Raw genomic sequence first — 23760 nt, 5'->3', positions numbered from 1 at the left:
GCGGGAAAACCCGAAGATAATAATCATGTCCTTGGACGCGGGATGCCGGCAGGCTCCGGACAGAGATCGTTCCGAAAATGGCAATGCGACGGATCGTCACTTTATTCAGGCGTTGGCTCTATTCAGAGGAATGTCCCATTTTTTCATATATTTCCAAATGGCCGTGCGGCTCAGGCCCACCCGTCGGCCCACTTCGGCTTTGTTCCAGTCGCACGCATCGAGAAGGTCGAGCAGCTCGTCCCGGGTGATTTTTTTTCGAATCCGCTGCGGATAGGACACCTTCACGCTTTCGCCGATGGTGGCGGGTTGGCGGATTTCGATGGGCAGATCGGAAACATCGATCTCGCCGCTGTTGCAAAGAACGAAAGCGTGTTCGATGGCATTTTCCAGCTCGCGTACGTTTCCCGGCCACTGGTGATCCATGAAAACACGCAGGGCCGCCGGCGTGAGGCCGACGACCCGTTTGCCGGTTTTATGGCGGATGCGTTCGATAAAATGATCGGCCAGAATAGGAATGTCCTCCCGCCGCGCGCTTAACGGTGGCAGTTGGATGGGGAAAACTTTCAAGCGGTAGTAAAGGTCCTCCCTGAACTGCCCCTCGCGTACCCGGGCGTACAGGTCCTTGTGGGTTGCGGTGATAATGCGAATATCGATCTTGCGTTTGCGCGAATCCCCGACCCGCTCGACCTCTCTTTCCTGAATCACGCGCAGCAGTTTGACCTGAATATAGGGACTTAACTCGCCGATTTCGTCTAAAAAAATCGTTCCGCCGGAGGCTTCCTCGAACCGCCCCATACGATCCCGGTTGGCCCCGGTGAAAGAGCCTTTGACGTGCCCGAACAACTCGCTTTCCAGCAGGTTTTCGGACAAGGCGCTGCAGTTGACCGCAACCAGGGGACCCTCCCGACGGTCGCTGTTGTAGTGAATGGCACCGGCAACCAACTCCTTTCCGGTACCGCTCCCCCCCTGGATCAAAACGGTGGCTTCGCTGGCCGCCGCCGCACGGATGGCCGTGAACACCTGCTGCATGGCCCGACTCTTGCCGATGATGTTGTCCATGCGGTGAACCTCTCCCAACCGCAGGGCGGCTTCTTCGGCCTGCTGGCGGGCCCGGAGAAGCTCGGTCATGTCCGTCACCGTCTCGACGATGCCGATGACCTCGTTTTCGTCATTCTTGACGACACTGGCATTTTTGATCACCGACACGTCATGGCCGTTTTTATGCCGCAACTGGCACTCTTTGGCTTCGGACTTTCCTTTTTCGATAATCCGGCATTTTTCGATGCTGGCCGGACACTGCTTGCCGAAGCAGCGGCTGCATTGAATCAACTGGCAGGTTTTGCCAAGCGCCTCTTTGGCCGAGTACCCGCTGATCCGCTCCATGGATGGGTTCCAGGAAGAGATCCGTCCCTCGGCGTCCATGGTAAAGACCCCGTCCGCCATGGAGTCGATGATCCGGTTCACAAAGCGAACATTCCAGATTTCATGAATTTTATCGCCCACAGGTGCCTCCTGAGACCCTCTTTACGTTACGATAACGTTACCCACCGTTACCCCCATTAGTAAACCAGTATCTCCCCCGAGGTCAACCGGAAAAAGGCCCTTTCAATATTGCTGCTTGTCGGCCAAGGGATCTCCACGCTGAAGGCATGGCATTTATTGTGCATTGCTATATCACATCTGGTACCATCTAACCCAAGGAGGTTCGCCATGTTTGCACTGATCTATGATACCCATGAACTCAGCAAACCCTTTAAACGCGTACTCTCCGTCCACAAAAGCAGAAAAACGGCGGAACGGGCCCTGGAAAAGCGCATGAGCAAGCTTGGCAAACGCGTATGGGACTGCGACACGCGCATCGTTTGGCTCAAGGAACCGGCTCGGCCGGGAGAGGACGTTACCGAGAACGCTTTTTCAACCTGGCAGCCCGGAGAAACGGTACCTTACGGAGAACTTCATCCGGACAGCGACTGAAAGTCGTTAACTTCTGCAGCTTCCACCTTACTGTCTCCTTGACCCGAAACGAGACGGTGCAGTATATTTGTATTGTTCGGTAGTTTCCTTCTCACAAATGCCAGCGGACGACAACGGACGTTGCTGATGATATCTCCATATCCCTGACACCCCATTGAACGTGGAGCGAAAACGATGGAAATGAAAGTTCTTTTTCCCGGTGGAAAGCGCGTCATATCAACCTATAAGGGCTTTACCGTAGAAACGGATCAGCCGACCAGCGACGGAGGAGAGGGATCGGCCCCGGAGCCCTACGATCTGTTCCTATCCTCCATGGGAACCTGTGCAGGCGTCTACATCGTCTATTTTTGCGAAAGCCGCAACATCCCCATGGACGGCTTGTCGATGACCCTCCAGTTTGAGCGTAACGAAGAATCCCATCTGGTGGAAACCATCGCCATTCAAATTCATCTACCGCCCGGGTTCCCCGAAAAATATCGCAAAGCGGTAGTTCGAGCAGCCCAGATGTGCACGGTGAAACGCTCTTTGCAGCACCCGCCTGAAATCATTGTCAGCACGACCGAACCCTCGGAGTAAACTATGAGATTCGTGATCATTGGAGGCGATGCCGCCGGCATGAGCGCGGCCAGCCGGGCCAAACGGATGCAGCCCGATACGGAAGTGATCGTTCTGGAAAAAACCGAAGACGTTTCCTACAGCGCCTGCGGCATGCCGTACAATATCGCCGATGCCGACCGGGAGGTGGAGGACCTGGTGGTGAGGAAGGCCGAGGTCTTCCGTCAGAAGCAGGGCATCGACCTGTTTACCGGCTACCGGGCGGAAGCCATCGATCCGGTCAACCGGACCGTGACGGGAACCATTGTGGACAACGGCGAACCCTTCCGCTTCGTTTACGACCGGCTGCTGATCGCCACCGGAGGACGCCCGATCATACCCGACCTGCCCGGTTTCGACCTGCCCGGTGTGCTGGCCTTGAAAAGCCTTGAAGACGGGCGCAGGATCAAGTCGTTTATTCGGAATCAGTCCGTTAAAAAAGCGGTGATTGCCGGCATGGGGTACATCGGCCTGGAAATGGCGGAAGCGCTCCGGGAGCGAAATATCGCCGTCGACATGGTCAAACCCCGACCGGACCTGCTGCCCTGGATGCACCGCGATCTGGCCGCCATTGTCGAAAAAGAGTTGATCGACAACCAGGTCGGCCTGCATGCGGGATGCACGATCACGGGCATCGAAAAAAATGCCGACGGTCTGAATGTGGTCTGCGAGGACCGGTCCCTTTCGGCGGACATGGTGCTGGCGGCCATCGGCATTCGACCCAACAGCGAACTGGCTGCCGATGCCGGCATAGAAACCGGAATCAACGATGCCATCAGCGTCAACCGTCACCTCCAGACCTCCGATGAGGCCATTTACGCGGCCGGAGACTGCGCCGACGCCGTTCATGTCGTCACCGGCGAAAAAACATGGATTCCCCTGGCATTACGCGCCAACCGCGCCGGTTGGGCCGTCGCGGACAATGTTTGCGGTCGGCCGACGGCCCTCGAAGGTGTTGCCGGCACCTCCGTTTTCAAGGTTTTCAACTTGGAGGTCGCCCGTACGGGGCTATCGTTGGCGGAAGCGCGCCGTGCGGATTTCGAACCGGTGGAGGTCGTCATTAAAAGCCGCTCCCGCGCCCACGCCCACCCCGGCGCCCAAACCATCCGGGTGAATCTGGTGGGCGACACCAGGAGCGGACGGCTTCTGGGCGCTCAAATGGTTGGGCCTGAAGGCGTGGCCCATCGGATCAATGCCGTAGCCGTGGCCCTTCACAACCGCATGACCGCTGCAGGCTTTTCCCAGACCGATCTGGCCTATGCCCCGCCCTTCAGTCCGGTTTGGGACCCGCTGCTTACCGCCGCCAACCAACTGTTAAAAAAAGTCTGAATCGCCGCCGCCGCGATTTCCTATCGAAGACCGTTACCAATCGTTACCTTAAGACTGACGCCCGAAAAGTAACGATTGGTAACGGTCGTGCCTCCTCATTTTTTAGCCTCCGATTTTTTCGCGTTTCACCAAACCTATTGTATTAAAAGGTAATTTTTAGAAATTAGTACCAAAAAAACCAGATGGCACGAATGTTGGTATTACCTTCTTCAATGCCGTACCAAACGGCAACGGTATTATGATTAACCGGTTCAAAAAAGGAGACGACATGTTGCGTGTGCTTTCATTCTTACAAAAAAATCTGGTCTGGTCGATCCCGATCTCCATGTCCGTCGGGCTGCTCTACGGCTACCTTTTCGATGCCGGCCCGCTCAAGCAATTCATCATTCCGGTTACCTTCGTCATGGTCTACCCCATGATGGTGACCTTGAACGTGAAAACCATATTCAAAGGCCAGGACTATAAACTGCAGCTGCTTACCCAGCTGGTTAACTTCGTTCTCATCCCGCTGCTGGCCTTTTATACCGGCAAGCTGTTTTTTTCCGGCGGACCTGAAAAATACGGGCTTTGGGCCGTGGGCCTGTTTCTCATCGGGGTGCTGCCCACGTCGGGCATGACAATTTCCTGGACGGGATTCGCCAAGGGCAACAAGGAAGCCGCCATCAAAATGGTCGTCTTTGGGCTGGTACTGGGTGCGTTGGCCGCACCGGTGTATACCAAGGTCTTCATGGGAGCCACCATCGATGTGGACATGCTGCACATGTTCAAACAAATCGCTTTGTTCGTCTTCGTGCCGTTGATTGCCGGCCTGCTGACCCAGACGCTGTTCATTAAAAAGGTCGGCCGCCAGACCTGGAATGATCGAATCAAGCCGAAGTTTCCACCTTTTTCCGCTCTCGGCGTGATTTTAATCGCCTTTCTGGCCATGTCGCTCAAAGCCAAAAACATCATCGCCAACCCACAGGACATCCTTACCATCTTGCTTCCGCTGGCGCTCTTTTATCTCGTCACCTACGGGTTGCTCTCCATTGCCGGACGAATTTTTCTGAAAAGAGAAGATGCCATCGCAATGGTTTTCGGTGTGGTCATGCGCGATCTGTCCATCGCGCTGGCCATTGCCATGACGGCGTTCGGGAAACAGGGCCTTACCATCGCCCTGCTGATCGCCCTGGCCTATGTCGTTCAGATCCAATCGGCTGCCTGGTATGTTCGCTTCGTCGGCAAGATTTTCGGCGAGAAGGCCAAAGAACCGAAACTGCAAAAGGTTCCCGAAACCGTCGCAACGGTAACGCCGCTGCCGAAGCCACTGGCACCCATCGGAGAAAGCATGGTTCCACCCATTCGCAACATTCTCTATGCGACCGATCTGTCCGACACGGCCCGCCATGCCGTACGCTACGCATGCAGCATGGGTAACGGTTTCGGTGCCAGGGTTACGGTGCTTCACGTGATACCGGATGTTTTGGACGCGCTGTCCCTGGAAGCCGGCGTCGACCTGGCCGAACACATGGACAAAAAGGTCTGGAAGGAATTTCATACCACCGGCATCCAAAAGGCCAAAGAAGCCATTCATCGACGAATCAGGGAGACGTCCCGCAACGTTATCAAGGAAATCCCGCACTGCCCGTTGAACGAAAGCAATGTGCTGGTCAAAGTCGGCGATCCGGTCCGTCAGATCGTTTCGACGGCCCGGGAAGGCAATTTCGATCTGATTGTCATGGGCACTCACGGTCACGGAAAGATGGAAGAGCGTATCATCGGCAGCACGGCCAGCGATGTGATCCGGACGAGCCGTGTACCGGTGATGGTGGTGCGCCTGCCGGCCGAAACGGCTTTCGAGACCCATTCGGGGAAAAGCAAGGGCGACCATCGCAAGGGCGCGGTCAGCCAAGCCGGATAATTTCGCAGCGCTGCCGGTGTTCGATTTCAAAACGGCAGATGGCATAAAAATTGATAGTCTATTCACTGAGAATCAAAGGGTTCTCAAGGCTCGGCACCAGCAACCATCAAGCAAGGAGGAGATCATCATGATTATGAATGCAACCAACTGCTGCAAGACCATGGAGATGGAACTCACCGGCTGGAAGGCCATCGTTTACGACATCAGCCGTAAAATGGAAGGCCTCCCCGGCGGAGAAAAAAGCAAGCTGCGCGCCAATATCGAAGACCTGCACATGCTCATTGCGGAAATGGACGACCGTATCGATCAAATCCGCCAGAATTGCAAGCCGGAGACTTGCATCGAGGATATCCAGACGGAACGGGATGCGTTTAACGCCTCGCTTTCCACGCTGCGCGTGAGCACGGAAGAGGCCATGCGAGGACTGGGCGCCGGCAATTTTGGCGGTTGATCGCCGCATTCATGTCGGACGGTCCAAGATCCAAGGGGTGGTAATGATCTGTATTACTGCCCCCATTTCGACGAGGGAACCAGGAGACAACGATGGTTGCCACACGAAAACTCAATCAAAAAACGTTTGAACGGTCGATTTTGCACGGCGTCACCCTGTTGGACTTCGACGCACCCTGGTGCGGACCGTGTCGCGCGCAAAAACCGGTCATCGATGCATTAAAGAAAAGCTACCACGGCAAAGCGGCCATTCGTAAAATCAATATTGATGAGAACAGAGACATTGCCTTGCATCTGGGAATTCAAAGTATTCCGACCATCATTCTTTTCAAGGAGGGTCGGGAGATCACGCGCTTTATCGGACTTCAGACGAGCGATACACTTGGCAACGCACTGAAACAATTGATCGATTGAGCAAAAATCCATCTTTTCTTCAGCCCCTTTAGGAGACAGCCGACATGGGAAAATGTGTCAACCATCCGGACCGGGAGACCCCGTATCTTTGCATGAAGCATCAAACCTATCTGTGTGAGGAGTGCCTGGAATGCAAAGACCCGAAAATCTATTGTAAGCACCGCTCCGCCTGTCCCATCTGGTTCATGAGCAAACGAAAAGAAAACTGGGACGCCGAAGATAAAAATGCGGCGACCGCTGCTGCTGACTGCACCGTCACCTTTCAGCCTGACGGCCAGACCGTTTCCGTACCTGCGGGCAGCACCCTGCTGGAAGCGGCCCAAGCCGCCGATGTCCACGTCAATGCTTCCTGCAACGGCAAGGGCTCCTGCGGGAAATGCAAATTGGTTGTCGCCTCCGGAGCGGTGGAAAGTCCGCCCACGCCGCTGCTGACTGACGCGGAAAAGAAAAAGGGCTACGTCCTGGCCTGCCAGAGCCGCATCACCGGCGATGTCTCCGTGCAAATCCCCGAAGAGGCGCTTCAGAAGAAATTGAAAATTGCCGGCATGGGACAGGCGGTCACCGAACAGCTCAGCGGCATGGTAACGGAAATCGATCCAATGCTCAAACAGGTCCCGTTGACCCTGGCACCGCCGACCCTGGAGGATTCGGTGAGCGACCTGGACCGGCTCAATCGGGGCTTGAAGAAAGAAGGTTGTGACGTCAACCGCATGAATGTGGGCATCAAGGTGATGCGCCAACTGGCCGAGGCCGTGCGCCAGGACAACTGGAATATCACCGCATCGGTAATCCGCCGCAAATGCGCCAACGAAATCCTGGAAGTTCGCCCCGGAAACGGCGCCCAGCCATCCTTGGGGCTGGCCATCGACATCGGCACCACCACCATCGTGGTGTATCTGGTGGACATGACCGACGGCAGGGTGCTGGCTGCCACCGCCGGCCACAACCGTCAGGCAGACTGCGGTGACGATGTCATCAACCGTATCGTCTGCGCCGAAAAAAACGGCGTCAAAAAGCTCAGCCGCATGGCCCTGGCCACCATCAACAGCCTCATCGGCGAAGCCCTGGACAGTGCCGGCGCCAAGGCGGATGCTGTCCGCAACGTCGTCGTTTCAGGCAACACCACCATGGCCCACCTGCTGCTGCAGATCGAACCGCGCTATATCCGAAGGGACCCTTACATTCCCACGGTCTCGGAGTTTCCCATCCTCAAGGCCGGGGAAATCGGCCTGAAGGCCAACCCCATGGGCGCCGTATTCATCATGCCCGGTCCGGCCAGTTATGTGGGGGGCGACATCGTATCCGGGGTATTGTATACCGGATTTCATCGCGAGGACCTGACCACCCTGTTCATCGACATCGGCACCAACGGCGAAATCGTTATAGGAAACAGGGAGTGGATGATGACCGCGGCCTGCAGCGCCGGCCCGGCGTTCGAAGGCGGCGGAATCCGCTGGGGAATGCGGGCCGAGGAAGGCGCCATCGAAAAAATCACCATTGATCCGCATTCATTGGAACCCACCTTATCCACAGTGGGAGACGCCCCCGCCCGGGGAATCTGTGGATCGGGGATGATCGACCTGATTGCCGAACTGATGCGAACCGGTATCGTCGATCGTAGCGGCCGGTTTGTCGACATGGCGGGCAAACGCCGCGTTCGCCAACAGGGAGACGAGCCGGCCTATGTCCTGGCCTTTGCCGACGAGACGCCCATGGAGGAAGATATCGTTTTTACCGCATCGGATTTGAAAAATCTGATCTACAGCAAGGGAGCCGTCTATGCCGGCTTCACCACACTGCTGGGAGAAGCGGGCATGAATTTTTCCATGGTGGACCGCATCATCATTACCGGCGGATTCGGCCAGTATCTCAACATCGAGCGTGCCGTGGCCATTGGGCTGCTGCCCGACATTGATCGCGCCAAATTCAACTATATGGGCAACAGCTCCATCGCCGGGGCTTACATGGCGCTGCTGTCCGGCCAATATCGCCAGGAAGCTCGGGAAATCTGCAACACCATGACCTATGTGGACTTTTCCAGCAACCCGCGGTACATGGACGAATTCACCTCGGCCTGTTTCCTGCCCCATACCGATTTGAACGCCTTTCCCAGCGTAGCGACGCCCAACTGACGCGGCAGCGCTCTCTGCCCTCCGTTGGGATAAGACCAATATTGCCCGGAAAATCAGCGGTTCAAGAATGCAAACCAAAAACTCCGGAGGCCCGCTGCAACGCGGCTATGGAGTTTTTTATTTGATGCCGGCAACCCAAAGGCACTCGTAGATAACAAAGGATTACCCGCTTATTTTACCCTGCGCAGGTGGATTCTTTCGCGTTTCCACCGGTCGAAGGCGTCGAGATGGGCCAGCAGATCCCGGCACTCCAAGCGCAGCGTTCGCACCTGCCAGATGTTTCCGGGCGATATGCGCTCGCAGAAAAGATCGAAAATACTGCCGCGGCGACAGGGGTCCAGGGTTTCCAAACGGTTGAGCAATTTTTCCACGGTGGGAAAATAATCATTGATATCTAATGGATTTTCTACGATTTCGGCAGCGTGGGCTTTCAGCTTGCGGTAGATGGCAGGATGCGTGGCCGCTGCGCGCCGGGTTTCCTCAAGGGCCTTTTCCCAGCGCGATTCGAGATCCTTGACGGTCAGATTGGGCTGCATGATGCCTCCCACGAAAAGCGGCCGTCACCGGCGAACCGATGATCCGGCAGGCTGCCGGTGACAAGGCGGCATATGGGTGGGTGCGGGAGCCTGCCTGTTCGCAGGCAGGCTCCCGCATGGTTTTACATGGCGGTTTCCGGATGGAACACGTTGACCTCTTTGAGGTCATCGTTCAGGTACTCGCGCTCATTGGGCCCCAGAACGCCGAGGGAAAGGCAGATCAGGGTCCACAGGTGGACAACTCCGTAATGCCCGCCGTAATGCTCGCTCAGTTCGTGAATCTGCGCGTGGCAGTTGTGGCAGGCGGCGATGCAGTAATCCGCCTTGGTCGCCTGAATCTGGCCATCTTTCATTTGGCCGTATTTGAGACGCTGCTCCTTGAAACCGGATTGCAGAAAGCCCCCGCCGCCCCCGCAGCAGAAATTGTTGGAGCGGTTAGGCTGCATGTCGATGAAATTTTCCTCGCCGACCACCGATTTGACCACGAAGCGAAGGTCTTCGGCAACCGGATCACCGAAGCTCTTGCGGACGATCTGGCAAGGATCCTGGACCGTGAATTTGATTTTCAGGTCCTTGTTCCAGTCGGAGTTGACCTTGAGTTTACCTTCACGGATCCACTTGGCGTAATATTCGTAAATGCTTTTAACTTCAAAGTTGTGCTCGAGGTTGAATTTTTTCAGTCCGGCCCGGACTGAGAAGGTCACGTGCCCTCACTCGGTGTTGAGAAACGTTTTAACCCCCAATTTATTGGCCTGGTTGACGGTCGTTCGGGTAACCTGTTCCCAGGAGTCGTTGTCCGCCAGGAACATGCAGTAGTTCTCACCGGCCCATCCCTCGCTTCCATAAGTCCAATCCACACCGGCAAGGTGCAGGATCTTCCAGAGCGGGACCAGCTCGTCCGGTTCGGTCACCGGTTCGCGGGAATTCTGGTTGAGAAAGAATTCGGCGCCTTGCTTGTCGATGGGGGCCTTCATATCGGCGAATTCGGGCTGGGCTTCCTGATACTCTTCCAGCACATCCTCCACCACGAAAACGAAGTCGTCGGGCGAGGTTCCCATGGCGCTGGTGCTGGCGTTGCGCAGGGCCATGTCGCAGGAACCCAGAATGCCCTTGGGGCGTTCTTCCCGGGGACGCAACCCCCTGGCATTGTAAACCAATTGGGGAATGTCGATTTTCATGGGGCAGACATAGATGCAGCGCTGGCACATGGTGCACATCCAGGGCCAGTCCGACTTGGCGATCTCTTCATCCATGCCCAGGGCCGCCATACGCAGGAATTTGCGGGGGTCCATGCCTTCGAGACCGGTTGCCGGACAGCCGGAGGAACACGCACCGCAGGTCAGGCAGAGATTCAGATTGCCACCCTCCGGCAGAATCTCCTTGACCTTGTCCATAAAGGTGCTTTTTTTCTTGCCGCCCAATTGAATGAGCTTCTCATTCATTGACTCCACCTCCTGTTCCGATTTGGGTTTGCTATTTTTTCATGAAATCCATAGCGTTATAAATAATTTGCTGCGGGCTTTTCCCTCAACCCAACGGTGACGAATGGGTAAAATGTGTGCCTTTTACAGGAACTAAAAGATTTCAATAGCACATGTCTTATCAAATTTATACGTATTTTTTTAAGACGTTGACGGCTGTCGGCAGGATCGCTTTTTTATGGCTGCACTGTCAAGGACTGGTTTTTTAGCGGCGTGTTCTCCGCCCTCGTTCGATGCTTGCACCTTTTTCCGGAACCGGTTGGAGCCCGGACGACATGGCTGCGCCAGTGCCTGATTTTTCAAGGTCGCCACGGTGCCGCGCTCAATCGGACACCACAGGCAAGCCCGCGTTGGACCAGGCAAAAATCCCCCCGGCCAGGGATTTCACCTGGTTGTAGCCGGCCTGCCGCAGGATGCTGGCGGCGATGTTGGACCGGTACCCGCTGCCGCATTGCAGGACCAGTTCTTCATCCTTTTCCGCCTTGGGTAACCGGCTGTCGAGGATATCGGACAGAGGAAAATGTTCGGCCCATTTGATTCGGCTTCCGTCCCATTCGGCCGGAGTACGCACATCAATGACGCGCAGGCCGCTCTTTTCCAGACGCCTTGCAAGCTGCTGGGGGGAGATCTGTTCCAGCTGCTCCACGGGTCTGCCGCTCATCAGCCAGGCCATGACGCCCCCGGAAAGGTAACCGAAGATCAGATCGTAGCCGATGCGGTGCAATTCGGTAACCATGCGATCGTAGTCCTCGCGGTCGTCCACCACTAGAATGATTTCCGAATCGGGATCAACCACCATGCCGACCCAGTTGGCCAGCTGCTTCTCGAATCCGATATTGATGCTGCCCGGAATGTGGAAGCCTCCAAAGGCCGCCGAATCGCGAGCATCGATGATGACGGCGCCGTCGCCCATCATTTCCTGGAACTGTTTGGGGGTGAGACTTTTGTCCATGGGGCAGGCGTCTAAAGTCGCCGCGCCTTTGAGGTTGGTCTGGATGATGTGGGAAAAGCTTTTGGGCCTTACGGGAAAAGCCGACATCACATCTTTTTTGAAAGCGTCGAAGGACTCGAACCGCAACATGGGGTTGGCCCGCCGCTCATAGCCCAACGTGGAGCTTTTCTTGGCACTCATGCCCCGCCCGCAAAGCGACCCCTGGCCATGGGCCGGGAAAACCTCCAGGTGATCCGGATAGCCGGCCAGCTTGACGTAAAGGCTTTTATACAGGTTTTCTACCTGCTCATCCAGGATCTCGGCCCCGGGTAAATCCGGCCGGCCGATGTCTCCGACAAAAAGCAGATCGCCGGTGAGCAGCATTTCCGGCTCTTCCGAGCGAATTTTATCCGTCACGAGAAGGGAGACAGAGTTGGGTGTGTGGCCGGGCGTATGCAGAACCTCGAGCTTGGCCGCACCCAGTTCGAAGACATCGCCTTCCTTCAGGGTTTTGTGCTTGTATTCAACAGGCGCGCTCTCGTGGACGTAAATGTCCGCGCCCGTGGCCAAGCGAAGCTCCTGGTCGCCGGATACATGGTCGGCATGCACATGGGTGTTGAACACATGGGTGATCTGCATGCCCTCCTCCCGTGCGATATCCAGATAGTCCTGAATGTCGCGTTTGGGATCGATTACGGCCATGGCCCTGGCTGCCGGACAGCCGATGGCATAGGAGAGGCAACCCATACCAGGCACGGAAATTTGATTGAAATACATAACGGTTTCCTTTTTATAGACAATCCATAGTTGAAAAACTCGCAAAAAGCCGCTGGACATGTTCTTCCCGCGGCGGTACTCCATGGGATTCCGTAAGGGCGAAAAATGTTTCGCCCTTACCTCGCCTTGCGTGGGATAACACCAATGTGCCAAGCTCTACTTTTTGCGCAATCATTAATGTTGCGGGGCCAAGCCGGCAAGCGGCCTGGCCCCAATATAGTGGATACGGCCATCAGTCGAACGCCATCTCCGTTTTCCATTCCTTCCAGACATTTCCCACCAGGTCCGGTCCGGGTTTCAGCGTCTTTTTGCCCGGACGCCATCCGGAAGGCGTGGCCTCTCCACCCATGGTTTCGCGAACCAGCTGGAACGCCTGCACCTGCCGCAGGGACTCCATGACATTACGGCCTACCGGTGGCGTCAGCACCTCGTAGCCCTGGCACACGCCATCCGGATCGATAATGAACCGGCCGCGGTTTTCCACGCCGGCACCTTCGTTGAAAATACCGTACAGACGCCCGATTTTTCCGCCGGCATCGGAGAGCATGGGAAACGGCACCCCACCGTCAACCATTTTGGACAACTCGTGATCATCCCACATTTTGTGGACAAACATGCTGTCGATGCTCATAGAAAGCAGTTCGACGCCCAGTTTCTTGAACTCCTGATATTTTTCTGCGACCGCAGAAATTTCGGTAGCTCATACAAAGGTGAAATCACCCGGATAAAAACAGAGCAGCACCCACTTTCCAAGATAGTCGGACAGTTTGACGTTGATGAACTTGCCTTGCTGATATCCCGGGGCCACGAAATCCGGCACTTTTTCTCCGACGTGAATCATTGACTCCTCCTTTACAACAGGTTTGCTTTTTTCCTCCGCCTTTTCTTCGACCGGCTCTCCCACCGGCCCTCCAGTTGGTCGGGCACACCCGACTTCGGCTTCTTCTGCCATGCATCTCTCCTTTCGTTGTATATGGGTTGGCGTTAAAGATACATTCTTTGGGGAGAATCATTTTCCCAAAAAATCGGTAAAAACAAGCCTCGGTATTCGTCCGCACCAAGCCTCTGCAAAAAAATGTCGGTCAGGAATCTGGTTTAAATTTTAGGTTGAATGGCCTTCCAATGTCAAACCTTACAATGCACACCCGCTATCGGGTGACGCCAAGGAAAATACCGCCCCATATCCCGGATATGGAGCGGTATCCCATGGAAGCTGCATATGTAACCTTGTGAATCGCTGGGTCGAATTACTTTTCGGCTTTATATCCCATGGGCAGCTTTTTAAAGCGACCGCCGTAGATGATGGGATCTCCCTTGTACCCCAGGGCCTTGAAGTCGATGTAATCCGTAGTACCCACCAGATGGCTCACATCGCGGCCCTTGGACGCCATATAGGAGAAGTCCGTACCCTTGTGGGCAACCTTCTTGAAATCCACATCGCGGCTGTCCTGATGGCAGCGGTTGCAGGTTCGCTCGCCTTTAAGGCTTTCGTGGCACTGGACGCAGGAAAGGGCCATGTCGGCCGGCATGACTTCATGTTCGACGCCCCAGTACATGTTGGTGCGGACCCACTCGTACTTGCCGCTGTATTTCATACCCGCGGCTTTCATACCGTCGGTAAAGGCCATTTGCCAGTCGCGGTGCTTCCAGTAGGCGGTTTTGTCTTCCTTGTCGCGTGGGTACAGGTGAGGCACCAGAAAATGCTTGTACTCGGCATCCACGGCCTGAACCCCTGCCATGATTTTAAACGGCGCGATCTTGGAATTGGGGTCGTTGATGGAACCCACCGGTTCGGTGATATTGAATTCAGACCGGGTCAGGTCCAACTGGTCGCCCAGCAGCAGTCGCTTGGTAAAACCGCCATACCAACGGTACACCGGTTTGGCCGATTCCTTCCAGATGAATTCGCCCTTCTTCCAGAAATAATCGTCCATGCCGTATTTGTCTTTTTCCGGCTTGCGCTTTTTATCGCCGGCCTTGGACCAGTCCCAGAACGTCTTGGTGGGTTTGCATTTTGCGTAAACCGGCGCATGGCAGGTGGTACAGGCGATGTTGCTGCTGTGCTTGTTAAGATGGTGATCCAACAGGTGGTCGCCATAGTGCGGGGTCGCCGAATGGCAGTTCTGGCAGGAAATATCGCCTTCGGCCACGGGCACCGACGAACTGCGCCCGGCAATCTTGTGGTTGCGGGTACGGTGGCATTCGGAGCATTGAAAATCGTAGCCGCCCATGTGGACATCGCAGTTGCGTTCTGGGTGCAGGAGCTGACGGGACAGGTCCGCGTGCTTCACAGCCTCACCGCCGCCGCCGTTGAAATGACAGTCCCCGCAGGTCTTGCGCGAGGTGGCGCCGACGCTTTTGGCAACGGCCACCAGATCCACCTTGGGATCGGGCATACCGGCCGCCGTGGGGGTTTTTTTGTAGGTCCCGGTGGTGTCGTGACACACCAGGCAGTCGATCTTGGTCATATCGGTAAAATCGAAACTATCGTCTTTCCAACCGTATCCAGCGTGACAACTTGTGCAACGAGCCTCGTTGCTGATGATGCTCACTCAGAAGTTGTTGGTGGCCACCGTGGCTTTACCGAGTTCGACCGACTTTCGATGGTTGAGGGTATAGGGGGACGGTCCCTTCCACAACCAGTGGGCCGATTTGAGCATGTCCTCGCCGGCCTGCTGATGGCAGCGCAGACACTCGCTGGTCACCTGGGAGGGTTCCGGATTAGCGGCCAGTTGGATCTTGTCCTTATGGTCGGGGATGTTCTTGCGGTGGCAGCCGGCACAGTCGATGGGGCCCTTGTCCATCTCCCGATGACAGCCCATGCACTGTTGATGATAAGCGGCCTTGAGCCCCAACCGCTCGGGATGATCTTTTTGAAACGGCTCCTGGTGACAGGCCGAACACCGTGTGGTTTCCGATGCGCTCTCGTCCACGGGACGATAATGATGGCACAGGGCGCAGTCCTTGGTGACCGTGGCGTGCTTGGCATGCATGAAGCGCACCGGCCCGTAATGGTCTTCGGTCCTGCGGATGATGGGGCTGTCCAGCAGATAATAGCTTTCCGTCTGATCCTTGACGCTCAGCCCCATGTCGCGCAGCCGCTGCTGGCGGCACAGGCGACACTCGTCCATGACCGCCTCCACGAAGGGAACCACCTCGGCCGCCCGCTTTTTGGCCGCTTCCTGATCCGGAGCGGTCCAGACCACCGTCTCCGCCGGTGGCGGCGCGGCTGCCGTATCCGCAGCCGCCAGGGCCGGACCGCACCAGCAGAGGCCAGCCAGGGCAACGATAATGAAGCTAAAAATCACCGGTCCTGTTCTGGTCATGCAGACACCTCCTGTTCCGGTTTGTTGAGCACGGGAAGATAGGTCACAAGGAATCGATAAAGAAACATCAGGGCTGCGATGAGCCCCACGGTAACCAGGATTTCGCCGATGGCCGGGGAATAGTTGGCTTCGCTGATGGGCGGGCGATAGCCGACCACGAACACATTCAGGCGATTGACCAGCACGCCGCCAACAATCATGGTGCAGGCGGTGAAAAGCCAGCGACGCGAACGGCGCACCGCCGGGGAAAGCAACATCAGCCAGGGTACGATCACTCCAAAGCTCATTTCGACGAGAAACGCGTTGGTCTGGGCCGTGAAGTCAAACAGGTAAATATAGGTGCCGCGAACCACCATGTCGCCCACTTTCAGCGCCAGGTAGAGCCCCAAAAGGAAAATGGTGATGCGGGTCAGCGGTCCGAGCACCTTCATCTCGGAATCGAGTTTCAGCGATGTCGTGGCCAGGGTAGCCTCGAACACCACCATGGGATAGCCCACCGCGATGGCCGATGTAAGAAAAAGCAGCGGCAAAATGGGCGTGTACCAAAGGGGATGCAGCTTGGTGGGGGCGATGAGCATCAAGGAGCCCAGGCTGGACTGGTGCATGCAAGAGAGCACCACTCCGGCAATGATAAAGATCCACATGATCTTGGGCAAAACGGCGTCCAGGAGGCGAAGGATCGCTTCGACCGGGGTGTTAAGGCCGGCCAGCGGTCCGGGCAGCTTCACCCGGCCCTTGAAGCGTTCCACCACAATGGGCAAAAATTCAAGATAAAGCACGTTGAGGTAGAACATGACGCACATGGCCACTTCGAACAGAACGGAGGTTGGATTCCAGTGAATCATGGGCTTCCAGATCGCCCAGGATCGGCCGATGTCCACCAACAGGCCCAAAACGACAAACGTATACCCTAGCATGGCCGTCAGCAGGGCCGGACGGACAACGGGTTCGTAATAATGACGGCCGATGATATGGGCCAGGAAAGCGGTGGTGAATCCGCCGGCGGCCAGGGCCACGCCCGAGGCCACATCCACACCGATCCACAGCCCCCATGGGCGCGCGGTGGTAAGGTTGGAGACATAGCCGATGCCCCCGATGAAGCGGGCCAGGATCGCTGCCGCGCCGGCGGCCATGAGCACCGCCAGCACGACGACCCCGGGCGTCCAGAATTTCGCATTTACCGGTGCTGCCTGATGCGTCATGAAGAACCTCCTTCCTTGCCGTTTCCAGCCCGGTCGCTCTTGTCCTTGGAGGCCCACATGACCCCGCCGAGCATGCCGAAAAGCACGATGGGCGACCACATGTAGGCGAAAAGGCTGTGCTGGATGGTTTCCGCCAGCCGGGGCATGGGTTCTTCCGGCAGGGTGACGAAACCAAGCTTCTCGAAGGGCACGGCGGACAGATACATCCAACTGGTGCCGCCAACCTCTTTTTCACCGTAGACGTGGTCAATATAGCGGCCCGGATTTCTCTTGATGCGATCATGGGCCACCTTTAAAAGATCGCTGCGCCGGCCGAAGGTGATGGCCTCCACCGGACAGATCTCCGCGCATCCGGGCAGCTTGTTCTCGTTTTGTACCCGTTCGTAGCAGAAAGTGCATTTCATCACCCGCGGCGTGATGGGATCGTGGTACTCATAGGCCGGGATCTCGAAGGGGCAGGCCACCATGCAGTAGCGGCAGCCGATGCATTTGCTGACGTCGTAGTGGACCGTTCCGTTTTCCTTTTTGGACAGGGCGCCCACGATGCAGGCCGAGGCACAGGCCGGGTCCTGGCAGTGCATGCATTGCAGCTTCACGAAAGTCGGAATGAGCTGGTCACGCTCGTCGATCTGCCCTGTGGTGTGGCGGTTGACCACCGTGTAGGCCTTTTCGTCGGGCCGCCGCTCTCTATCGAGAACCGTGTAATCCTCGAAAGAACGGTCCGGCTCGGGTAGACCGTTAACCCGGTTGCAGGCCTGTTCGCATTTGCGGCAGCCGATGCAGCGGGTCAGGTCCACCAGACAGCCGACGGAATCGGACGGAGCCCTGGATTGCCATGCATGGGCCGAGCCTTCGGCCCCGGCCACCGCCGCACCGGCAACGGTCACATATTTGAAAAAATCACGTCTGTTCAGCCCCATAGGCCCTCCTTGCGCGGGTTGAATATGGCAAACGCACACGACCGTGACGTGCGTTTATGAACGGGCATCGTTGTCATCGATGGCTTTTTTGGCCACCAGGATACGGAATTTTTCGCCGATCCGCTTTATGTCGTAGCTCAGCCCCGGCAGGCTGCCCAGCAGTTGACGCAAATTGCCGACAACATCCGGGTCTATAACGGTTACATGCATGTCGTCTCCGGGCTTCAGGGCGTCCAGGGCCCGGTTGAAATTGAGCACGCTCAGGGGCCAGGGAAGATCCTCAAGGTGAAGTTGGTGATGACCGCCCATGGTGCCCGCTTTCCCCATTTGGTTTATCCGTAAAAAGCGATTCGCTTTTTGCCCTGTTCAGCATTTAACAAAAACCATGCCAGTGTACCCCATGACGCGGACAGTTATTAAGTCATTTAAATTATTCGTTTTATATAAACGCTGGATTGTGTAGAAGAAAAGAACCGGTTGTTTTGTTTAAACACATGCTGTATAAATAAACACATGTTTAAACACTGTTAAAGGAGGTTCTGATGCCCTTCGCGGCAATCAATCGACACTGGGAGCGGGTGATCAACACCATGAGCGAGGGAATGCTCATCATCAGCCAACAGGGCCGCATTCTCTCCGTAAACCGCTCTTTCGAAGAAATGACCGGCTATGCGGCCAAAGAAGTGGCCGGCCGGCCGTGCACCCTGCTGGCGTGCGAAGCCTGCGAAATGGCAATCAACAACCTGGGCGATGGCTGGTGCAAGCTGTTCGAACCCGGCCAGCCAGAGATGCGCCGCTGCCGATGCACCATCAAGAAAAAAGACGGCACATTCTTTCCGGCCTTGAAAAATGCTTCGGTGCTGCGAGACGAGGAAGGAACGGTGATGGGGGCTGTGGAGACGCTTACGGATTTGAGCGAAATCGACCGCCTGGACCGCAAGGTGGAGGTCCTTTCCCGCCAACTGGACGAAAACAGCGGTTTCGGCGGCATTGTCGGCGGCAGCGACCCGATGAAAGCCGTCTTTGCCATCATCGAAAAAGCCGCTTTGAGCGACGCGCCCATCATCATTTTCGGGGAAAGCGGTACCGGCAAGGAGCTGGTGGCCAAGGCCATCCACGAACATGGAAAGCGCAAAGACGGACCTTATATGCAGCTCAATTGTGCCGCCCTGAACGAAGCCCTGCTGGAAAGCGAACTTTTCGGCCACGTCAAAGGATCGTTTACCGGGGCGTTCCGGGACCGGGCCGGTCGTTTCGAAGCGGCCGACGGGGGCGACCTTTTTCTGGACGAAATCGGAGACATCCCGCTCTCCATCCAGATCAAGCTGCTGCGGGTGCTGGAAACCCGCCAGTTCGAACGGGTCGGCGAAAACCGACCCATCGAGACCGATGTCCGCATCATCACGGCTACCAACCGCAACCTGTTGGAACTCATCGACCAGAAACGCTTTCGGGAAGACCTGTACTTCAGAATCAATGTCATTCCCATTCACCTGCCGCCGGTACGACAGCGCAAAGACGACATCCCTCTTCTGGTCAATACGTTCATCAGCCGGCTGGCTTTGCGCACGGGCAAGAACATTCGGGGGTTGACCCGTGAAGCCCTGAACTGCTTCATGAATTACCCGTGGCCGGGAAACGTCCGGGAAATGAAAAGCGCCCTTGAGTATGCATTCACCGTTGTTGACCGGGAAGCCATCGACATCGATCACCTGCCGCCCCAAATGCTGGCCCAACCGTCGCCTGTCGCTGCGGTAGCCACTCCCAGGCTTGCCGACACCGGAAACAGCCAGCGGCAAGAGCTAATCAACGCCCTTCAGGCGACGGGCGGCAACCAGAGTCAGGCGGCGCGCCTGCTGGGCGTCAACCGGGTGACCGTGTGGAACCGAATGCGAAAATACGGAATCGACCTGAAACGGGAGATCCGCTCTTCCAAATAGAGAAATGAAACGGCTACTCTTCCAGGGCTTTTAGAAACTCCTCCTGGGGCAGCTCCTGGCCGGTCCACAGCAGAAAGGTTCGGCGGGCCTGATAGGCCAGGGTGGAGAGGCCGTCCATGAACCGCACTCCCCATCGGTCCGCCAGGGTCAGCCAGATATTGTTCCGGCGGCCATAGTTGAGGTCAAACACCAGGCGGCATTCATCGCCATGTATGCACGCGGCAATATCGCTCAATTCGCCGCATTCGTCGCTGCCCGAAACGGATGTTGCGTTGACGACGATCTCCTGGTCGAGGGGAGCGTCGACTAAAGCCTGCAGCGACATCGGCCGACAACCGAAATGTTCGGCCAGACAGCCGGTCTTTTTCTCATTCCGCCCGGCCACGGTCACCGATTCGGCCCGCAGCCAGTTGAGAATGAATATCACGGCCCGGGCGGCACCGCCCGTACCGATGACCAGCGCCCGTTTTCCAGCCACATCGAACGCGACCTCGTTGAGCGCATCCATGATGCCGATGGCATTGGTGTTGTATCCTTTGAGCTGGTCACCCTTGCAGACAATGGTGTTGACGGCACCGATAATGTTGGCCCCTTCGGAGAGAATGTCCAGATAAGGCAGGACCGCTTCTTTGAACGGTGCGGTAATGTTGGCCCCCGCAATATTAAGGACCCGCAGGCACTCCAGGGCTTTGCCGAGGTTGTCGGGTTCCACCATAAAGGGGACGTACGCCCCTTTGAGCCCGGCTCTGCCAATCACGCGAGTAAAAATTTGCGGCGATTTGGATCGAAACACCCGCTGGTCACTGATGATACAGAAGACCTTGGTCTTGTACTCGTAGGTGGCATCCGGGTTTTCTAAAAAACGCTTCATGGGACCGGGTCTCGGTGGTCGACGCCCTGGCAGACGCGAATCACGGTTGTTGCGGATAAAAAACCTGCTCCGCATTCACGAGCAGGTTCTTTTCTGGACGAAAGATTAACTGAAACGCGGCTGCGACAATGAAACCGTTGCTTCCGAATCCAGAACACCCGTTTTAGGACTTTTTGCCGGCGTGCTTGTTGCGGAAAACACAGCCGGGTTGGAGGCATCATCTCGGGTGCCTGGATCCGGAAGCAATCGATGACCGGCCGCGCTTTCTTCCCCTTGAAGGCGCCATGGCCGGATCACGACCTAAAGGATGTTCCGGCGACTGCGGCGCAGCCGTGGCGGCCGCAGCGCACCATCAATCCTGTACAATTGCAACCGCTAGAGGTTCAACAGACCCTTCAGACTTTCCGTGATCTCTTCCGCCGAAGCCGGCTTGGGAAGATAGTCGTCGGCTTCCATGCTCATACCGTCATAGTGAGAATAGCGTGTGGATGAAACGTGGGACGCCACGGCGGTTAACATCAAAACCGGAATGTCGGCCAGCTTCTCATCGCTTTTGAGCTCTTTGCACACCGCATAGCCATCCATTTCCGGCATCATAACATCCAGCACGATGGCATCGGGCGGATTGGCTTTGACCTTCTCCAGCCCTTGAGCGCCGTCATAGGCGACCTCCACCAAAAAGCCTTCCTTTTCCAGGTTCCCTTGAACGATGGAACAGAAATCGGGCTCGTCGTCTACCACCAGGATTCTTTTTTTGTCGTTCATAACATCTCTCCTTTATCCGTAGCTGATTGGTTAAAATCAGCAGCCTGAGCTTGGTTGGGTCGCCATAGGCAACCGTTTTGGCTTATGGTGCGATCTCTGATATGGCCGGTTTCGCGAAACCGGATCAATCCACCTGAGGCCTGGGCAGCACGTTGGCCCGCTCAGCAATCTCCGGCACTTTATGCTCCCACTCGATGGCCATGAGGTGGACGCCGGCCACGCCCTCCATCTCCTTGAACTCCTCGATCTGCTCAATGGCGAATTTGATGCCTTCTTCGGCCTGCTTGCCTTTTCCGGCGCCCTTCAATCGCTCGATCAACTCCTCGGGAACATCCATGCCGGGAACCATTTTGGCCATATACTGCGCCATTCGGGCGCTTTTCATGGGGGTGACGCCGGCGAGGATGTAGGCCTTTTCCGTCAGGCCCATGTCCACGGCCTTTTTCATGAAATCGCGGAACCGCGGCATGTTGTAGATACATTGGGTCTGGATAAAATCGGCACCCGCATCGATTTTGTTCGCCAACCGGTAAATCCTAAACTCATAAGGGTCCGCAAAGGGGTTGGCCGCCGCCCCGATAAACATTTTGGGGGGAACGTCGATCTCTTCTTCGTTGAGAAATTTCCCTTCGTCCCGCATCTTCTTGACCATGGCGATGAGCTGCATGGAGTCGATGTCGTAAACGTTTTTGGATTGCGGGTGGTTGCCGAACTTCTGGTGGTCGCCGGAAAGGCAGAGCATATTTCTCACCCCCAGAGAATACACTCCCAGAACATCCGCCATCATGGCCAGGCGGTTTCTGTCCCGGCAAACCATCTGAAAGTTGGGCTCGATATCGTTGGCCACCATAATGGCCGAAGCAGCCGCACTGGACATGCGCACCACGGCGGTCTGGTTGTCGGTCACATTGACCGCGTCCACCTTGCCCCGCAGGTGTTCGAATTTCTCTTTAAGATGCTCTACATTGGCGCCCTTGGGCGGCCCGCACTCACCGGTAAAGGCGAAGTGGCCGGCCTTGAGCACTTTTTCCAGATTACTTCCCGATTTATATCCATTATTGCTCATTGCACCAACTCCTCCCTTATGCTTTTCCGGGGACCGCCGTCCCTTGCCGACTGCCAGTCCTTGGCTGCCCGGATATTGCGCAAATCCTCAAGGCGTCCCTGTTCCATCTTCTTTTTGACAATGGTGTCCCAGATGCACTCCACATCTTTGGAAATTTCGCACTTGCCGTCCGCACTGCCACCGCAGGGACCGTGCTGGAGGCTCTTTGAGCAGCGTGCGATGGGGCAGAGCCCATCGAAGTAATGGATGATGCAGGTGCCGCAACCAGCGCACCGCTCTTCCCAGATGCCGTGGGTCACCGCACCGCCGAAGAACTTGGTGTTGACCGCTGGTAAGAATGTCTGGCCGGGGTATGCTTCGGAAAGGAACTGGGGTCCCACGCCGCATGCCATTGAAAGCACGGCATCGTACTGGTCGTAAACATCTCGAATCTGCTCCACATATTCGGGATCGCACTGGCGCTCCAGGGTCTTCTCATCGATTTCGATGGGGTTGCCCTCCTTTTTGCGGGCAATTTTCAGGGTTGCAGCCAGCACGCCCACCTCCTTGGCTCCGCCCACGTTGCAAACCGTGACGCAGCCTTTACAGCCCACAAGAAGGATTTTATTGTACGCCTTGATCATGTCCTGTATCTCTTCAAGAGATTTTCGATCCGCAACTATCATAGCTTCACCTCTTACGAGTCTTCGCGGCACCTGCCGCCCGACCGTGGTTAAGAATTCACCGGGGTAGGTCCCAATGCTTTGATCTTCTCTGTCATTTCGGTTGCAATCTCGGCAAAACGCGGGCCTTGCGCTGAAGAGAGATTATACATCTGTGCCCGTTCCGGCTCTATGCCCAGCTCTTCAAGGGTTCGCTGAACGTATTCGACTTTTCTTCGGGTTTTCAGATTTCCTTCCAGGAAATGGCATTCACCCTCCAGTCAGCCGGCCACGTATACGCCGTCGGCGCCTTTTTCAAAGGCAGTCAACAGGTGGAGAATATCTACCCGACCGCTGCACGGCACCTGAATTACCTTAACGTTGCTTGGATAATTCAAACGCATGGATCCGGCCAGGTCGGCGGCGGCGTATGCACAGTACTTACAGCAGTAGGCCAGGATCTGAGGTTCAAAGCTTTCGTTCATGATCTTTCTCCAGAATTAAATGTTTC

Annotated in this window: 23 protein-coding genes; 8 read left to right on the top strand and 15 right to left on the bottom strand. The window is 56.2% G+C overall.

The genetic code is table 11. The features are described from left to right. Positions 1-105: 105 nt before the first annotated feature. The gene (locus tag GN111_RS20910; RefSeq protein WP_155305615.1) at positions 106-1503 is read right to left on the bottom strand and encodes a sigma-54 interaction domain-containing protein; all 1398 of its coding nucleotides are present in this window, start codon (positions 1501-1503) and stop codon (positions 106-108) included. 207 nt (positions 1504-1710) lie between these two features. Between GN111_RS20910 and GN111_RS20905 the strand changes: the two genes are divergently transcribed. From GN111_RS20905 to GN111_RS20875, 7 genes are all read left to right on the top strand, one after another. Next, a complete protein-coding gene (locus GN111_RS20905) occupies positions 1711-1974 on the top strand; it encodes a hypothetical protein (RefSeq protein ID WP_155305614.1) in 264 nt (87 codons plus the stop codon). A gap of 174 nt (positions 1975-2148) precedes the next feature. Beyond that, positions 2149-2550 (top strand): OsmC family protein, encoded by a 402-nt coding sequence (locus GN111_RS20900; protein ID WP_155305613.1) that lies wholly within the window; start codon positions 2149-2151, stop codon positions 2548-2550. A gap of 3 nt (positions 2551-2553) precedes the next feature. Continuing rightward, positions 2554-3897 carry an FAD-dependent oxidoreductase gene (locus tag GN111_RS20895; RefSeq protein ID WP_155305612.1) on the top strand — a complete coding sequence of 448 codons (1344 nt, stop codon included), beginning with the start codon at positions 2554-2556 and terminating at the stop codon, positions 3895-3897. Positions 3898-4165: 268 nt separating this feature from the next. Further along, positions 4166-5797: a universal stress protein gene (locus GN111_RS20890; protein WP_155305611.1), complete on the top strand. Its 1632-nt coding sequence runs from the start codon at positions 4166-4168 to the stop codon at positions 5795-5797. A gap of 127 nt (positions 5798-5924) precedes the next feature. Beyond that, on the top strand, positions 5925-6248 hold the full coding sequence (locus tag GN111_RS20885; RefSeq protein ID WP_155305610.1) for a hypothetical protein: 324 nt from the start codon (positions 5925-5927) through the stop codon (positions 6246-6248). A 92-nt stretch (positions 6249-6340) separates the two neighbouring features. After that, the gene (gene trxA / locus GN111_RS20880) at positions 6341-6661 is read left to right on the top strand and encodes a thioredoxin (RefSeq protein WP_155305609.1); all 321 of its coding nucleotides are present in this window, start codon (positions 6341-6343) and stop codon (positions 6659-6661) included. A gap of 44 nt (positions 6662-6705) precedes the next feature. After that, positions 6706-8793 carry an ASKHA domain-containing protein gene (locus GN111_RS20875; protein ID WP_155305608.1) on the top strand — a complete coding sequence of 696 codons (2088 nt, stop codon included), beginning with the start codon at positions 6706-6708 and terminating at the stop codon, positions 8791-8793. A 170-nt stretch (positions 8794-8963) separates the two neighbouring features. Here GN111_RS20875 and GN111_RS20870 read toward each other — a convergent pair whose 3' ends face one another. The 9 genes from GN111_RS20870 to GN111_RS20830 all read right to left on the bottom strand — a co-directional run bounded on the left by GN111_RS20870 (position 8964) and on the right by GN111_RS20830 (position 18293). Continuing rightward, positions 8964-9329 (bottom strand): hypothetical protein, encoded by a 366-nt coding sequence (locus GN111_RS20870; RefSeq protein ID WP_155305607.1) that lies wholly within the window; start codon positions 9327-9329, stop codon positions 8964-8966. A gap of 122 nt (positions 9330-9451) precedes the next feature. Next, positions 9452-10771 carry a (Fe-S)-binding protein gene (locus GN111_RS20865; protein WP_155305606.1) on the bottom strand — a complete coding sequence of 440 codons (1320 nt, stop codon included), beginning with the start codon at positions 10769-10771 and terminating at the stop codon, positions 9452-9454. Between the two features lie 361 nt (positions 10772-11132). Further along, positions 11133-12518, bottom strand: a complete 1386-nt coding sequence (locus GN111_RS20860) for an MBL fold metallo-hydrolase (RefSeq protein WP_155305605.1) — start codon at positions 12516-12518, stop codon at positions 11133-11135. A gap of 232 nt (positions 12519-12750) precedes the next feature. Next, entirely contained in the window at positions 12751-13470 is a 720-nt protein-coding gene (gene prxU, locus GN111_RS33970) for a thioredoxin-dependent peroxiredoxin (protein WP_231715515.1), read from the bottom strand. Positions 13471-13765: 295 nt separating this feature from the next. After that, on the bottom strand, positions 13766-15070 hold the full coding sequence (locus tag GN111_RS34675) for a tetrathionate reductase family octaheme c-type cytochrome (RefSeq protein ID WP_231715514.1): 1305 nt from the start codon (positions 15068-15070) through the stop codon (positions 13766-13768). Next, positions 15071-15844, bottom strand: coding sequence for a cytochrome c3 family protein (locus tag GN111_RS34670; RefSeq protein ID WP_231715513.1), 774 nt, complete (start codon positions 15842-15844; stop codon positions 15071-15073). Further along, complete coding sequence (gene nrfD, locus GN111_RS20840; RefSeq protein ID WP_155305601.1) at positions 15841-17046, bottom strand: NrfD/PsrC family molybdoenzyme membrane anchor subunit; 1206 nt, start codon at positions 17044-17046, stop codon at positions 15841-15843. Before nrfD ends, GN111_RS34670 begins: the two co-directional genes overlap by 4 nt. After that, positions 17043-17966 carry a hydrogenase 2 operon protein HybA gene (gene hybA / locus GN111_RS20835; protein ID WP_155305600.1) on the bottom strand — a complete coding sequence of 308 codons (924 nt, stop codon included), beginning with the start codon at positions 17964-17966 and terminating at the stop codon, positions 17043-17045. Before hybA ends, nrfD begins: the two co-directional genes overlap by 4 nt. Before the next feature lie 54 nt (positions 17967-18020). After that, positions 18021-18293, bottom strand: a complete 273-nt coding sequence (locus tag GN111_RS20830) for a hypothetical protein (RefSeq protein ID WP_155305599.1) — start codon at positions 18291-18293, stop codon at positions 18021-18023. 215 nt (positions 18294-18508) lie between these two features. Between GN111_RS20830 and GN111_RS20825 the strand changes: the two genes are divergently transcribed. After that, positions 18509-19906 (top strand): sigma-54 interaction domain-containing protein, encoded by a 1398-nt coding sequence (locus GN111_RS20825; RefSeq protein ID WP_155305598.1) that lies wholly within the window; start codon positions 18509-18511, stop codon positions 19904-19906. Between the two features lie 13 nt (positions 19907-19919). Here GN111_RS20825 and GN111_RS20820 read toward each other — a convergent pair whose 3' ends face one another. The 5 genes from GN111_RS20820 to GN111_RS20800 form a co-directional block, all read right to left on the bottom strand. After that, positions 19920-20777 carry a shikimate dehydrogenase family protein gene (locus GN111_RS20820; RefSeq protein WP_170302388.1) on the bottom strand — a complete coding sequence of 286 codons (858 nt, stop codon included), beginning with the start codon at positions 20775-20777 and terminating at the stop codon, positions 19920-19922. 375 nt (positions 20778-21152) lie between these two features. Then, positions 21153-21542 carry a response regulator transcription factor gene (locus GN111_RS20815; protein ID WP_155305596.1) on the bottom strand — a complete coding sequence of 130 codons (390 nt, stop codon included), beginning with the start codon at positions 21540-21542 and terminating at the stop codon, positions 21153-21155. A 124-nt stretch (positions 21543-21666) separates the two neighbouring features. Then, positions 21667-22608, bottom strand: coding sequence for a methylenetetrahydrofolate reductase (locus GN111_RS20810; protein ID WP_155305595.1), 942 nt, complete (start codon positions 22606-22608; stop codon positions 21667-21669). After that, complete coding sequence (locus tag GN111_RS20805) at positions 22605-23273, bottom strand: methylenetetrahydrofolate reductase C-terminal domain-containing protein (protein ID WP_155305594.1); 669 nt, start codon at positions 23271-23273, stop codon at positions 22605-22607. The genes GN111_RS20810 and GN111_RS20805 overlap by 4 nt, the downstream gene beginning before the upstream one ends. 47 nt (positions 23274-23320) lie before the next feature. Next, positions 23321-23734, bottom strand: a complete 414-nt coding sequence (locus GN111_RS20800; protein WP_231715512.1) for a hydrogenase iron-sulfur subunit — start codon at positions 23732-23734, stop codon at positions 23321-23323. Positions 23735-23760: the final 26 nt, after the last annotated feature.

Source organism: Desulfosarcina widdelii, from assembly GCF_009688965.1.
Classification (GTDB): domain Bacteria; phylum Desulfobacterota; class Desulfobacteria; order Desulfobacterales; family Desulfosarcinaceae; genus Desulfosarcina; species Desulfosarcina widdelii.
Note: the sequence above shows the minus strand (reverse complement) of the source record. Positions and strands in the feature narration are given on the sequence as shown.